General features: G+C 73.4%; 14 protein-coding genes. 7 read left to right on the top strand and 7 right to left on the bottom strand.

Annotated elements, in window-relative coordinates:
* The first annotated feature begins 176 nt into the window (after positions 1 to 176).
* Positions 177 to 830 (top strand): snapalysin, encoded by a 654-nt coding sequence (snpA, locus tag ACFYNX_RS03175; protein ID WP_388657066.1) that lies wholly within the window; start codon positions 177 to 179, stop codon positions 828 to 830.
* A gap of 87 nt (positions 831 to 917) precedes the next feature.
* Here the strand turns inward: snpA and ACFYNX_RS03170 are convergent, their stop codons facing one another.
* The 3 genes from ACFYNX_RS03170 to ACFYNX_RS03160 form a co-directional block, all read right to left on the bottom strand.
* The gene (locus ACFYNX_RS03170; RefSeq protein ID WP_388657063.1) at positions 918 to 1,331 is read right to left on the bottom strand and encodes a DUF6304 family protein; all 414 of its coding nucleotides are present in this window, start codon (positions 1,329 to 1,331) and stop codon (positions 918 to 920) included.
* A gap of 42 nt (positions 1,332 to 1,373) precedes the next feature.
* Positions 1,374 to 1,631, bottom strand: coding sequence for a hypothetical protein (locus tag ACFYNX_RS03165; protein WP_365541291.1), 258 nt, complete (start codon positions 1,629 to 1,631; stop codon positions 1,374 to 1,376).
* Positions 1,632 to 1,697: 66 nt separating this feature from the next.
* Positions 1,698 to 2,279 carry a dihydrofolate reductase family protein gene (locus tag ACFYNX_RS03160; RefSeq protein WP_388657060.1) on the bottom strand — a complete coding sequence of 194 codons (582 nt, stop codon included), beginning with the start codon at positions 2,277 to 2,279 and terminating at the stop codon, positions 1,698 to 1,700.
* 130 nt (positions 2,280 to 2,409) lie between these two features.
* Between ACFYNX_RS03160 and ACFYNX_RS03155 the strand changes: the two genes are divergently transcribed.
* Positions 2,410 to 2,985 carry a TetR/AcrR family transcriptional regulator gene (locus ACFYNX_RS03155; protein ID WP_388657057.1) on the top strand — a complete coding sequence of 192 codons (576 nt, stop codon included), beginning with the start codon at positions 2,410 to 2,412 and terminating at the stop codon, positions 2,983 to 2,985.
* A gap of 96 nt (positions 2,986 to 3,081) precedes the next feature.
* Here ACFYNX_RS03155 and ACFYNX_RS03150 read toward each other — a convergent pair whose 3' ends face one another.
* Together ACFYNX_RS03150 and ACFYNX_RS03145 are read right to left on the bottom strand one after the other, a co-directional pair.
* The gene (locus ACFYNX_RS03150; RefSeq protein WP_388657828.1) at positions 3,082 to 4,125 is read right to left on the bottom strand and encodes a family 2 encapsulin nanocompartment cargo protein polyprenyl transferase; all 1,044 of its coding nucleotides are present in this window, start codon (positions 4,123 to 4,125) and stop codon (positions 3,082 to 3,084) included.
* 106 nt (positions 4,126 to 4,231) lie between these two features.
* Positions 4,232 to 5,647 carry a family 2B encapsulin nanocompartment shell protein gene (locus ACFYNX_RS03145; protein WP_365541285.1) on the bottom strand — a complete coding sequence of 472 codons (1,416 nt, stop codon included), beginning with the start codon at positions 5,645 to 5,647 and terminating at the stop codon, positions 4,232 to 4,234.
* Positions 5,648 to 5,900: 253 nt separating this feature from the next.
* Between ACFYNX_RS03145 and ACFYNX_RS03140 the strand changes: the two genes are divergently transcribed.
* Positions 5,901 to 6,491 carry an N-acetylmuramoyl-L-alanine amidase gene (locus tag ACFYNX_RS03140; protein WP_365541283.1) on the top strand — a complete coding sequence of 197 codons (591 nt, stop codon included), beginning with the start codon at positions 5,901 to 5,903 and terminating at the stop codon, positions 6,489 to 6,491.
* A 152-nt stretch (positions 6,492 to 6,643) separates the two neighbouring features.
* The gene (locus ACFYNX_RS03135) at positions 6,644 to 7,564 is read left to right on the top strand and encodes a 1-aminocyclopropane-1-carboxylate deaminase/D-cysteine desulfhydrase (protein WP_388657052.1); all 921 of its coding nucleotides are present in this window, start codon (positions 6,644 to 6,646) and stop codon (positions 7,562 to 7,564) included.
* Here ACFYNX_RS03135 and ACFYNX_RS03130 read toward each other — a convergent pair.
* Positions 7,540 to 9,138, bottom strand: a complete 1,599-nt coding sequence (locus ACFYNX_RS03130; protein ID WP_388657049.1) for a Na+/H+ antiporter — start codon at positions 9,136 to 9,138, stop codon at positions 7,540 to 7,542. The genes ACFYNX_RS03135 and ACFYNX_RS03130 overlap by 25 nt on opposite strands.
* A gap of 46 nt (positions 9,139 to 9,184) precedes the next feature.
* On the opposite strand from ACFYNX_RS03130, the gene ACFYNX_RS03125 reads away from it, so the two are divergent.
* The 3 genes from ACFYNX_RS03125 to ACFYNX_RS03115 all read left to right on the top strand — a co-directional run bounded on the left by ACFYNX_RS03125 (position 9,185) and on the right by ACFYNX_RS03115 (position 11,265).
* Positions 9,185 to 9,445 carry a UBP-type zinc finger domain-containing protein gene (locus ACFYNX_RS03125; RefSeq protein WP_125667219.1) on the top strand — a complete coding sequence of 87 codons (261 nt, stop codon included), beginning with the start codon at positions 9,185 to 9,187 and terminating at the stop codon, positions 9,443 to 9,445.
* Between the two features lie 273 nt (positions 9,446 to 9,718).
* The gene (locus ACFYNX_RS03120) at positions 9,719 to 10,132 is read left to right on the top strand and encodes an anti-sigma regulatory factor (RefSeq protein WP_019889334.1); all 414 of its coding nucleotides are present in this window, start codon (positions 9,719 to 9,721) and stop codon (positions 10,130 to 10,132) included.
* Positions 10,133 to 10,209: 77 nt separating this feature from the next.
* On the top strand, positions 10,210 to 11,265 hold the full coding sequence (locus ACFYNX_RS03115; RefSeq protein WP_388657046.1) for an RNA polymerase sigma factor SigF: 1,056 nt from the start codon (positions 10,210 to 10,212) through the stop codon (positions 11,263 to 11,265).
* Between the two features lie 45 nt (positions 11,266 to 11,310).
* On the opposite strand, the gene ACFYNX_RS03110 is transcribed toward ACFYNX_RS03115, so the two are convergent.
* Positions 11,311 to 11,754: a hypothetical protein gene (locus tag ACFYNX_RS03110; protein ID WP_388657043.1), complete on the bottom strand. Its 444-nt coding sequence runs from the start codon at positions 11,752 to 11,754 to the stop codon at positions 11,311 to 11,313.
* Positions 11,755 to 11,883 lie beyond the last annotated feature (129 nt).

Here is an 11,883-nt window from a genome sequence, read left to right as displayed (position 1 = left end):
GTAGGGCGGCTCCCTGAGACACACCAGATACCCGGAACCCCTCAATCACCTTTCATTCCAAGGTGGTTGACGGGACGGGGCGAGGTGATGCGGTGGGGCTATCGGGGGTTGGCATCATCCCCGCGCGCCCCGGCTCCCTCCAGACTCTCCCCAACCCCACATAGGAGGAGCCCCCCATGCGTCATCCCAAGGTCCTCACCGCCGCGTTGACCTCCGTCCTCGGCCTCGGTCTCGCCGCCTCCCTCGGCGCGGCCCCGGCCGCCGCCGCGCCCGACGACCGGGCCGTGTCCGCCGGCCACGCCGCCGTGGCGTACGCCGGTTCGGCCGAGGAGGCCAAGGCCAACCAGGCCTTCTTCGAGGCCGTCGTGAAGTCGGTGGCGAAGAAGCGGGCCGCCGCTCCCGGCGCGGCCGCCGTCACCGTCGTCTACAGCGCCGCCAACGCGCCGAGCTTCCGCACCCAGATCGCCCGCTCGGCCCAGATATGGAACAGCTCGGTGGCGAACGTCCGTCTCGTCGAGGGCGGCAGCCCCGACTTCTCGTACTACGAGGGCAACGACTCCCGCGGCTCGTACGCCAGCACCAACGGTCACGGCAGCGGCTACATCTTCCTCGACTACCGGCAGAACCAGCAGTACGACTCGACCCGGGTGACCGCTCACGAGACCGGGCACGTCCTCGGCCTCCCGGACCACTACAGCGGTCCGTGCAGCGAGCTGATGTCGGGCGGCGGCCCCGGCACGTCCTGCCGGAACTCCCAGCCGAACGCGCAGGAGCGTTCGCGCGTCGACCAGTTGTGGCGCTACGGCCTCGCCTCGGCCCTCAAGAACTGACGGGGCAGGAGTACGAGTACGGCGGCGTCCCTCCCCGGGCGCCGCCGTTCCCGTTCCCCGAAGTCCCGCCCCGGGGCCCGCGGTCCGTCAGGCCGGCTGGAGGAGGCCGCGGCCGAAGTCCGTGCCGGGCGGCAACTGGCGCCGGACCCGGTCGAGGGCCCCCTCGAAGTCGCCGCCCGCGACGCACGCCTCGAAGGCGGCGCCGCCGTAGTGCAGCGTCAGGCTGAGGTCGGACCGCTCGCCGAGCGTCAGCAGGCAGCTCAGCGTGGCCCGCTGGGAGGCGCCGTCCGCGACGACGGGGAGCGGAAGGTCCCACTCCAGGACGCAGCCGGTGAGGGCCCGTCCGTCGGCGGCGGTGAGCGCGGCGAAGCCCTCGCCCGCGTACTCGGTCCCCCTGATCCGGACGGCGACGTGCCGTCCGTCGGCCGTGATGGCGATCGCTTCCGCGCCGCTGCGGTCCCGGTACCAGCCGGTCCAGACTTCCGTCGACTCCGATGACATGCGCGGACTGTAGCGGCACGACCGGCTCCACCGCGCGTCCGGTCACCCCGGGGCCGGACTTCTCCCGATCTCGTCGTCCTTGCCGGTCACGTGCGGTGTCGCGGCTTCCGCACCTTCACCGCCCTCGCGCTCCTCGTGGAGCGGGCACTCCGGGTCGCGGCAGGGCTGCACCTCCCACTCCGGCACCCAGGCCCCGAGGACCTTGTGCCGGGCGGCCAGTACGGTGCGCGGTCCGCCGCAGGCCGGGCAGGGGTGCTCGGCCAGCGGGTCCCGCGTCGTGCGAGACACCTCGTCGCCCATGTCTTCAGGGTAGGACGCCCCGCCCGCGTACGCCTCCGTACGCGCGTACGCACCCGCCCGCGGGCGCTACCGCTTCCTGGAGTACCGGCGGACGAGCACGCCGTTGTCGAAGGTGCGGACGTCGTCCAGCTCGAAGTCCCGGGGTTCGAAACCGGCGCCGAACATCGGCATGCCGGTGCCGTACACCTGCGGGTAGGTCTTGATGATCAGCTCGTCGATCTCGTCGACGAGTTCGCCGGCGACGGTGGAGCCGCCGCAGAGCCAGATGTCCAGCGGGCCGCCCTCGGCCTTGAGTTCGCGGACGCGGCTCACGAGGTCGTCGCGGATCAGCTCGACGTCCGGGTGGGGCGACTCGGCCGTGGAACGGGTGGCGACGAGCTCGCGCAGGTGGCTGTAGGGGCTGGTGACGCCGATGTCCAGGGCGAGCCGGTACGACCCCATCCCCTGGATCACGGTGTCGAAGCGCTCGTTGGGGCCGTCGATGCCGAGGGCCTCCCGCGCCTGGGTGGGGACCGTCTCCGGGTACTCGGCGTTCATCCACCGGAGGTACGCCTCGTCCACGTACTTGTACATGGAGGTGGCGTCGCCCTCGGGGTCGCCGATGAAGCCGTCGATGGTGCAGGCGATGTAGTAGGTGAGCTTGCGCAAACCGGTCCTCTTCGTTCGGGGGCTCGGACGTGGCCGCTTCCGCAACCACGACAGTTATAGTGCTTCACTTGTAGTGGTTGCGCAAGCCCTATCGTCGGCGTGAACACGCTCAGCACGGATGGAGCCCCAGGTGGCGAGAAACCCGGAACGCCGTACGGCCCTGCTCGACGCGGCGATCGAGGTACTGGCGGACGAAGGGGCCCGCGGGCTGACCTTCCGGGCGGTCGACGCCCGGGCCGGGGTCCCCACGGGCACCTCGTCCAACTACTTCACCGACCGGGACCAGTTGCTCTCCCAGGTCGGCGACCGGATCTTCGTACGGCTCACCCCGGAGCCCGGCGCCGTCGACACCGCCATGCGGCCCGCGCCCAGCAGGGAGCTGATGGTCGAGCTGATGCGCTGGCTCGCCCGGCGCATGGCTGCCGAGCGCACCTGCTACCTGGGACTCTTCGAACTGCGTCTTGAGGCCGTGCGCCGCCCGGAGCTGCGGACGCAGCTCACGAAGGTGCTCCGCTCCGACCTGGACGAGAACGTCCGGCTGCACCTGGACTCCGGGATGCCCGGGGACGCGGACACGGTCCGGCTGCTCTACTTCGCCCTCACCGGGCTGCTGTTCGACCACTTCACCGTCCCCAGCCTCCACGGCGAGCGGGACCTGGACGACCTGATCGAGACCGTGGTCAACCGCGTCGTCCCCGAGGCCTGACCGCCTCCGGGCCCGGGGCGGGCCCCGGCACGGGAACGGGGCTCGGCGCGGGAAGGGGGCTCGGCACCGGAGCGGGGATCGGCACCGAAGCGGGGCTCAGCGCGTGCGCCGGGTGACGAACTCCGCCAGGGCGAGCAGGTCCCCCGCGGCCACCGGGTCCGGGACCGCCTGCGCCAGGTGCTCGACGGCACGGCCCATCCGCTCGGCCGCCTGGGCCTGCGCCCAGTCGCGCCCGCCGGCCCGCTCCACCGCGTCCGCCGCCGCCCGCACCCCCGCCGCGTCGAGGGCCGGACGGGAGTACAGCTCGGCCAGCTCCTCCCCCGCCGGGGTCCCGGAGGTGAGCGCCGCCACCACGGGCAGCGACTTCTTGCGGGCGGCCAGGTCGGCCCCGGCCGGCTTGCCCGTGCGCTCCGGGTTCCCCCAGATGCCGATGAGGTCGTCGATCAGTTGGAAGGCGAGGCCCGCCTCCCGGCCGAAGGCGTCCATCGCCGCGACCTCCTCCTCGCCCGCGCCCGCGTAGAGCGCGCCGAGGGCGCAGGCGCAGCCGAGCAGCGCGCCGGTCTTGGCGGTGGCCATCGCCGTGCACTCGTCGAGGGAGACCTCGCGCGGGCCGCGCCGCTCGAAGGCGCAGTCCGCCTGCTGTCCCGCGCAGAGCTCGATGACGCAGGCGGCGAGGCGCGCGGAGGCGGCCGCCGAGGCGGGGTGCGGGTCCTCGGCGAGCAGCCGCAGGGCGAGCGCGCTCATCGCGTCGCCCGCGATCAGCGCGTCCGGGATGCCGAAGACCGTCCAGGCGGTGGGCCGGTGGCGCCGGGTCGGATCCCCGTCGACGATGTCGTCGTGGAGCAGGGTGAAGTTGTGCGCGAGCTCCACCGCGGCCGCGGCCTTCACGGCGCGGGCCTCCTCGGCGCCGAGCGCGCGGGCCGCGGCGAGGACGAGGGCGGGCCGGACGGCCTTGCCCGCCTGCCCGGCGGCCGGGGTGCCGTCGGCGTGCTCCCAGCCGAAGTGGTACATCGCCACCCGTCGTATGGAACCGGGCAGGGTCTCGACGGTCGAGCGGAGCTGGGGCTGGACGGCGGCCCGCGTCCGGTCCAGGAGCGCCGCGGCCCCCTGGCCGCCGGTGGCGGCGCCCGCGCTGGTCATGGTCACGGTCACTTCCTTCGCGTCCTTCGCCGCGGTCGTCCGCCGCGGCGGGCCGGGACGCCCGGGGGCGGGAGGGTCCACTCCCCCGCCCCCGGGCGCCGCGGGCTCAGCGCCAGCGGCTGACCTCGACGTTCTCCAGGACGCCGAGGGCGTCCGGGACGAGGACCGCCGCCGAGTAGTAGGCGGTGACCAGGTAGGAGATGATCGCCTGCTCGTCGATGCCCATGAAGCGGACGGAGAGGCTGGGCTCGATCTCGTCGGGGATGCCGGTCTGGTGCAGACCGATCACGCCCTGGTCGGCCTCGCCGGTGCGCATGCAGATGATCGAGGTGGTGCGGGCGTCCGAGACCGGGATCTTGTTGCACGGGTAGATCGGCACGCCGCGCCAGGTCGGGATGCGGTTGCCGTTGACGTCGATGGTCTCGGGCACCAGACCGCGCTTGTTGAGCTCGCGGCCGAAGGCGGCGATGGCGCGCGGGTGGGCGAGGAACATCTTGGAGCCCCGGCGGCGGGAGAGCAGCTCGTCCATGTCGTCCGGACCGGGGGCGCCGTCGTGGGGCTGGATCCGCTGCTCGTAGTCGCAGTTGGAGAGGAGGCCGAACTCCTTGTTGTTGACGAGCTCGTACTCCTGGCGCTCTCGGAGGGCCTCGACCGTGAGCCGCAACTGCTGCTCGGTCTGGTTCATCGGCTGGTTGTAGAGGTCGGCGACGCGGCTGTGGACCTTCAGGACGGTCTGGGCGACGCTCAGTTCGTACTCGCGGGGCGAGGCGTCGTAGTCGACGTACGTGTGCGGGACGACGGCCTCGCCGACGTGGCCGGCGGAGAGGTCGATGGCGGCCTCGCCGTACTTGTTGGTGCGCTGCTCGGGCAGGGCGGCGACAGCCGCGAGGTGGGTGGCGAGCGAGCCGGCCCGGTCCGCGAGGTTGCGCACGTCGGCCCGGGTGAGCTCCAGGACCGTGCAGGCGGTGGCGGCCCGGGCGGTCCACTCCCAGGTGGCGTCCTCGCGGATCAGGGCGGTCTCGCCGAGGTAGGCGCCGTCGGCGAGGACGCCGAGGACGGCCTCGTCGCCGTACGGCCCCTCGCCGATCTGCTCGATCCGGCCGTGGGCGAGGAGGTACACCCGGTCGGTGGGGGTGCCCGCGACGGCCAGGGTCTCGCCCGCCGCGTACTCCCGCTGGGTGCAGCGGGAGGCGAGCTCGGACAGCGCGTCCTCGTCCTCGTAACCGCGCAGGGCGGGGAGTTCGCCGAGTTCGGCGGGGATCACCGCGACGCGCTCGCCCGTCTGGACGAAGGTGACGCGCCCGTCCCCCACGGAGTAGCTGAGCCTCCGGTTCACCCGGTACGTGCCGCCCTGCACCTGGACCCACGGCAGCGTCCGCAGCAGCCACCGGGAGGTGATCTCCTGCATCTGCGGGGCCGACTTGGTGGTCGTGGCGAGGTTCCGCGCGGCGGCGGTGCCGAGACTCTGCTGCGGCGCCTGCTGCTCCGCGAGGACCTCGTCGCCAACCGAACCTACGGACATGGAACTCCCTCTCGTATGACTGAGTTGCGTGAGAAGCCTTTCAGTACGCAGCGTGCCGGCGCCATTACACGATCGAGTGGGACTGTTCGAAGATCTTCGGGGCATGTCACCGGTTTTCCCACCGGACGGTCGAGCCCCGGCCACCCCTCCGGTCCCGTGTCCGGATCGGCTCGCACACGATCCGAACGGATGGCGGCGGAGCGATGTGCTCCGGTACTCCGGAGGTCCATTCCGTCCCCCGGAAGGAGTCGCCATGGCTGCCCCCATGTCCGCGAACAGGTTCCTCACCGCGCTGCGCGGCGAGGGCCTCACGGTCGTCCAGGTCGGCGCCTGGACCACCCACAACCGCAACCACAAGGGCCCCTGGGGCCCGGTGCACGGCGTGATGATCCACCACACCGTGACCCGGGGCACGGCCGGCACCGTCCGGATCTGCCGGGACGGCTACGCGGGCCTGCCGGGGCCGCTCTGCCACGGCGTGATCGCCAAGGACGGCACGGTCCACCTCGTCGGCTACGGGCGCGCCAACCACGCCGGGCTCGGCGACGACGAGGTGCTCCGGGCGGTCATCGCCGAACGGGGCCTGCCACCCGACAACGAGGCCACCACGGACGGCAACCGGCACTTCTACGGCTTCGAGTGCGAGAACCTCGGGGACGGCGTGGACCCGTGGCCGAAGGTCCAGTTGGAGGCCATCGCGAAGGCGGCGGCGGCCGTGTGCCGGGTGCACGGCTGGACGCACCGGTCGGTCATCGGCCACCTGGAGTGGCAGCCGGGGAAGTCGGACCCCAGAGGCTTCACCATGGCCTCCATGCGGGAGCGGATCGCCGAACGGATGCGGTAGCCGGGGCGGCGGGGGCCGGGAGGGGGCGGGGCGTCCGGGACGGCAGGGCTTTCGGGCGCCGGGGCCGGGTGCCGGGGCCGTCCGGAGGGGGCCGGGGCGTCCGGGAGTCGGGCCCTTCGGGCGCCGGGGCTTCCGGGCGACACAATGGTCCCGTGAACGCGTTCGACCTCTCCCGGCTGCGGCCCCGGATCCCCTCGCCCCTGGAACCGGTGGAGGACGAACGTTTCACCCGGCGCGGCCTCGTGCTGCTCCTGAAGCGCGAGGACCTCATCCACCCCGACCTGCCGGGCAACAAGTGGCGCAAGCTCGCGTTCAACCTGGAGGCGGCGGCCGGGCGGCCCGTGCTCACCTTCGGCGGGGCGTACTCCAACCACCTGCGGGCGACGGCGGCGGCCGGCCGCCTGCTGGGCTTCCCCACGGTCGGGGTGGTCCGGGGCGACGAGCTGGCCGGGCGCCCGCTCAACCCCTCCCTGGCGCGGTGCGCGGCGGACGGGATGCGCCTGGAGTTCGTGGACCGGGCCACGTACCGCGCGAAAAGCGACCCCGCCGTCCTCGCGGCGCTCTTGGAGCGTGCCCCCGCGGGCGCGTACGTCGTCCCGGAGGGCGGCAGCAACGCGCTCGCCGTGCACGGTTGCGCGGAGCTGGGCCGGGAGCTCGCGGGGGCGGCGGACGCGGTCGCCGTCGCCTGCGGCACGGGCGGCACCCTGGCGGGCCTCGCGGCCGGTCTCGCCCCCGGGCGGCGGGCCCTGGGCTTCCCGGTCCTCAAGGGGGGGTTCCTGGGCGGGGAGGTCCGCGCCCTCCAGGAGGCGGCGTTCGGCGGCCCGCGCGGCGACTGGTCCCTGGACGAGCGCTTCCACGGCGGGGGCTACGCGCGCGTGTCCCCGGCTCTGGAGGCGTTCACACAGGACTTCGAAGAACGGCATGAACTCGCCATCGAGCGACTGTATGTGGCCAAAATGCTGCACGGGCTCGTGACCCTGGCGGAGGAGGGCGCGTTCCCCCCGGGCACCCGGATCGCGGCGGTGGTCACGGGCGCCCCGGACGGGGTTCAGCCGTCGGTCTCCTCGCGGTAGGCGGCCGCCTCCTCCAGGTCGAGGCGGCGGAGCAGGACGCGCATCATCTCGTCGTCGATCCGGCGTGCGTCGCGCAGGTGCACGAAGACCTCCCGCTCGGCGTCGATCATCTCGCGCGAGAGGCGCCGGTAGGTGTCGTCGGCGGTCTCCCCGGTGACCTCGTTGACCGACCCGAGCCGCTCCCAGACCGCGTTGCGGCGCCGTTCGAGCACGGTCCGCAGCCGGTCGGCGAGGGGCGGCGGCAGGGCGTTGCGCTCGTCCGCGAGGAGCTCGTCGAGGCGCTCCTCGGCGGCCTGCGAGGCCTCGCTCTGGGCCTGCGCCTCGGCGAGCGTCTCGGCGTACCGGTCGCGCCCGGGGAGCTTCAGGAGCCGGATCAGGGGCGGCAGGGTGAGGCCCTGCACCACCAGGGTGCCGATCACGGTGGTGAAGGTGAGGAAGAGGACGAGGTTGCGGGACGGGAACTCCTCGCCGTCGGCGACGACGGGGATGGAGAAGGCGATGGCGAGCGAGACCACTCCGCGCATGCCGGCCCAGCCGACGACGAGCGGCGCCTTCCAGTCCACCCCCGGCTCCCGCTCCCGGACGCGGGCGGAGAGCCACCGGGGCAGGAAGGTCGCCGGGTAGACCCAGAGGAAGCGGACGAGGACCACGGCGACGAAGACGCCGACCGCGTACCCGGCCGCCTCGCCGACGCCGTACCGGCCGAGGCCCTGGACGACGTACGGGAGTTGGAGGCCGATCAGGGCGAAGACGGCGGATTCCAGGACGAAGGCGACCATCTTCCACACGGCCTCCTCCTGGAGGCGCGTCGCGAAGTCGACCTGCCAGGCGCGGTGGCCGAGGAAGAGGCCGACCACGACGACGGCGAGGACCCCGGAGGCGCCGACCTCCTCGGCGGCCGCGTAGGCGACGAAGGGGATGAGGAGGGAGAGGGTGTTCTGGAGCAGGGAGTCCCGCAGGTGGAGGCGGAGCCAGTGGATGGGGACCATGAGGACCAGGCCGACGCCGATGCCGCCGACGGCCGCGAGCGCGAACTCGCCCACCCCGCCGGCCCAACCGACGCCCTCGCCCACGGCCGCCGCGAGGGCGACCTTGTAGGCGGTGATCGCGGTCGCGTCGTTCACCAGGGACTCGCCCTGGAGGATCGTGGTGATCCGGTTCGGCAGGCCCAGCTTGCGGGCGATGGCGGTGGCGGCGACCGCGTCCGGCGGGGCGATCACCGCGCCGAGCACGAGGGCGGCGGTGAGCGGCAGGTCGGGCACGAGGACGTACGCGAGCCAGCCGACGGCCACGGTGGCGAAGAGGACGTACCCGACGGAGAGCAGGGCGACGGGTCGGACGTTGGCCCGCAGGTCGAGGTAGGAGGAGTCGACGGCGGCCGTGTAGAGGAGCGGGGGCAGGATCAGCGGCAGCACGATGTGCGGGTCGAGCGTGTAGTCGGGGACGCCCGGGACGTACGAGGCGGCGAGCCCGGCGGCGACCAGGAGCAGCGGGGCGGGCACCGGGGTCCGGCGGGCCGCGCCCGCGATCGCGGCGCTCGCCGCCACCAGCCCCACCAGTTGCAGTGCGTCCATGCCGCCGCCCGCCCTCTCGTCCGTACCGCGACGTAACCTGGCCATCATGAGCGAGTGCCCCCACCTTGCCGAACTGCCGCGCCCCGAACCGGCGCCGCTGGCCGACACCTGTCCCGAGTGCCTTGCGGACGGCACGCATCCGGTCCAGTTGCGGCTCTGCCTGACCTGCGGGCACGTGGGCTGCTGCGATTCCTCGGTGGGACGCCACGCGACCGCGCACCACGCCTCGACCGGACACCCGGTGATGCGGACCTTCGAGCCGGGCGAGCGGTGGCGCTGGTGCTTCGTGGACGGCGCGATCGTCTGACGGTTGCGCGGCGGGCGGTTCGACGGGCTCCCGCTTGGGTACGTCACCCCTCCGCCGGTCGCTCGGTTCCGTTGTCCACAGGCCTCCGTCCACCGTCCGCGTCCATGGGCCTACCATGGGTGACGGGTCGTGACGGGGGCGGGGAACGCGCGGCGACACGGCGGGACGGATCGCGATAGCGTCACGGCGGACTGCGCAGTTCCCTGCGTACCGCCCGGTTCGGGGGCCTCTCCCCCGGGCCCCGAATGAGTTTGTGCCACCTTGGAGGTGAGGGTGTCCCAGATCGCAGGCGAGCCCGGGACCCAGGACTTCGTGGAAGTCCGGCTGCCCGCTGCGGGTGCCTATCTGTCCGTGCTGCGTACGGCCACGGCCGGCCTCGCGGCGCGCTTGGACTTCACCCTCGACGAGATCGAGGACTTGCGGATCGCGGTCGACGAGGCCTGCGCCATCCTGCTCCAGCAGGCCGTGCCGGGATCCGTCCTCAGTTGCGTCTTCCGGCTGGTCGACGACTCGCTGGACGTGACGGTCTCCGCCCCGACGACGGACGGCCGCGCTCCCGAACGCGACACCTTCGCCTGGACGGTGCTGTCGGCGCTGGCCGGGAAGGTGGAGTCGTCGGTGGCCGACGACCGTACGGTCTCGATCAGCCTGTACAAACAGCGCGGCGCGGGGCCAGGCCCGGCGTGAGGAGCGGGGACGCGACGGCCGGCATCCCCGGGCAGAAGGCGCGGCCGCATGAGGTCGCTACGGAGCGGGCGGACCAGATGAGCGAGCACGAGCAGCAGCACGAGGGCGCCGGGGCGCCGGGCGTGCCCGAGGGCCCCGCGAAGGCTCCCGGGGTCCGGGAGGCCGGCGTCGGCGGGATCGACGTCGACGGGGTCGACGGGGTCAACGGGGTCGACGGATCCGGCAAGGTCGACGGATCCGGGGAGGCCGGGGCCGCCGGGACGGCGACGGAGGCCGGGACCGGGACCGGGGCCGGCGACAAGTCCACCGGATCCGAGGACGGGGACGAGGACAAGGCCGGGGCCGACGAGGCTCCGGAGACCCACGCCGTCCCGGTCCCGCACGACCGGAACGGCGCCCGTGCCCTCTTCGTCGAACTGCGCGAGCTGCCGGAGGGCTCCCCCGAGAAGGCTGAGCTGCGCAACCGGCTGGTGCGGATGCACCTGCCGCTGGTGGAGCACCTGGCCCGGCGCTTCCGCAACCGCGGCGAGCCGCTGGACGACCTGACGCAGGTGGCGACGATCGGCCTGATCAAGTCGGTGGACCGGTTCGACCCGGAGCGCGGGGTCGAGTTCTCGACGTACGCGACCCCCACGGTCGTCGGCGAGATCAAGCGCCACTTCCGGGACAAGGGCTGGGCGGTACGGGTGCCCCGCCGGCTCCAGGAGCTGCGGCTCTCGCTGACCACGGCGACGGCGGAGCTGTCCCAGCAGCACGGCCGCTCCCCGACCGTGCACGAGCTGGCCGAGCGGCTCGGGATCTCGGAGGAGGAGGTCCTGGAGGGTCTGGAGTCGGCGAACGCCTACTCGACGCTCTCCCTGGACGTCCCGGACACCGACGACGAGTCGCCGGCGGTGGCGGACACACTGGGCGCGGAGGACGAGGCCCTGGAGGGGGTCGAGTACCGCGAGTCGCTCAAGCCGCTCCTGGAGGACCTGCCGCCCCGGGAGAAGCGGATCCTGCTGCTTCGCTTCTTCGGGAACATGACCCAGTCGCAGATCGCGCAGGAGGTGGGCATCTCACAGATGCACGTCTCCCGGCTGCTCGCCCGGACGCTGGCGCAGTTGCGGGAGAAGCTCCTGGTGGAGGAGTAGAACCCGGCCCTGTCTGTTCACGGGGTGTCGCTCACAGGACGACGTTCACGGGGCGTCCTGTCCGGGGCGCCGGATGCCGAGCGCCTCGGTCGTGGCCGGGTTCACCAGGAGGACGAGCCCGGTGACGGCCAGGACGCCGAGGACGACGCCCGCCGGGATCATCGCGCTGTTCGCCTGGAGCATCTGCCAGGCGACCGGCAGGGCCAGGATCTGGGTGATGACGGCCGGTCCGCGGCTCCAGGAGCGGCGCAGCCACAGGCCGCGGGCGGCGGCCAGCGGGATCAGGCCGAGCGCGACGAGCGTCACGGCGCCCGTCACCGCGCCGGTGAGGTCGCCGGGCCTCCCGGTCAGGGCGTTCACCAGCATGTAGACGCCCCCGGCGACGAGTCCGAGCGCCTCGGCGCCGGCCACGGCCGCCGCGGCGGCGAGACGGGTGGGACGGGGGGCCTGCTCCGTACCGCTGACGGGGGTCTGCTCCGCACTGCTCATGGAAGGCAGGGTAACGGGGCCGCCTCCGGGACCGCCGGGGCCGGGTGCGGTCGGACGGGCCGTGAGCGACACCGGAGCGACATCGCAGTGACGCCGGGGGCGGGGCCGGGGCCGGGTCCCGCGGAACGG

The sequence above is a fragment of the Streptomyces sp. NPDC007872 genome (assembly GCF_042868165.1).
Lineage (GTDB): Bacteria > Actinomycetota > Actinomycetes > Streptomycetales > Streptomycetaceae > Streptomyces.
Note: the sequence above shows the minus strand (reverse complement) of the source record. Positions and strands in the feature narration are given on the sequence as shown.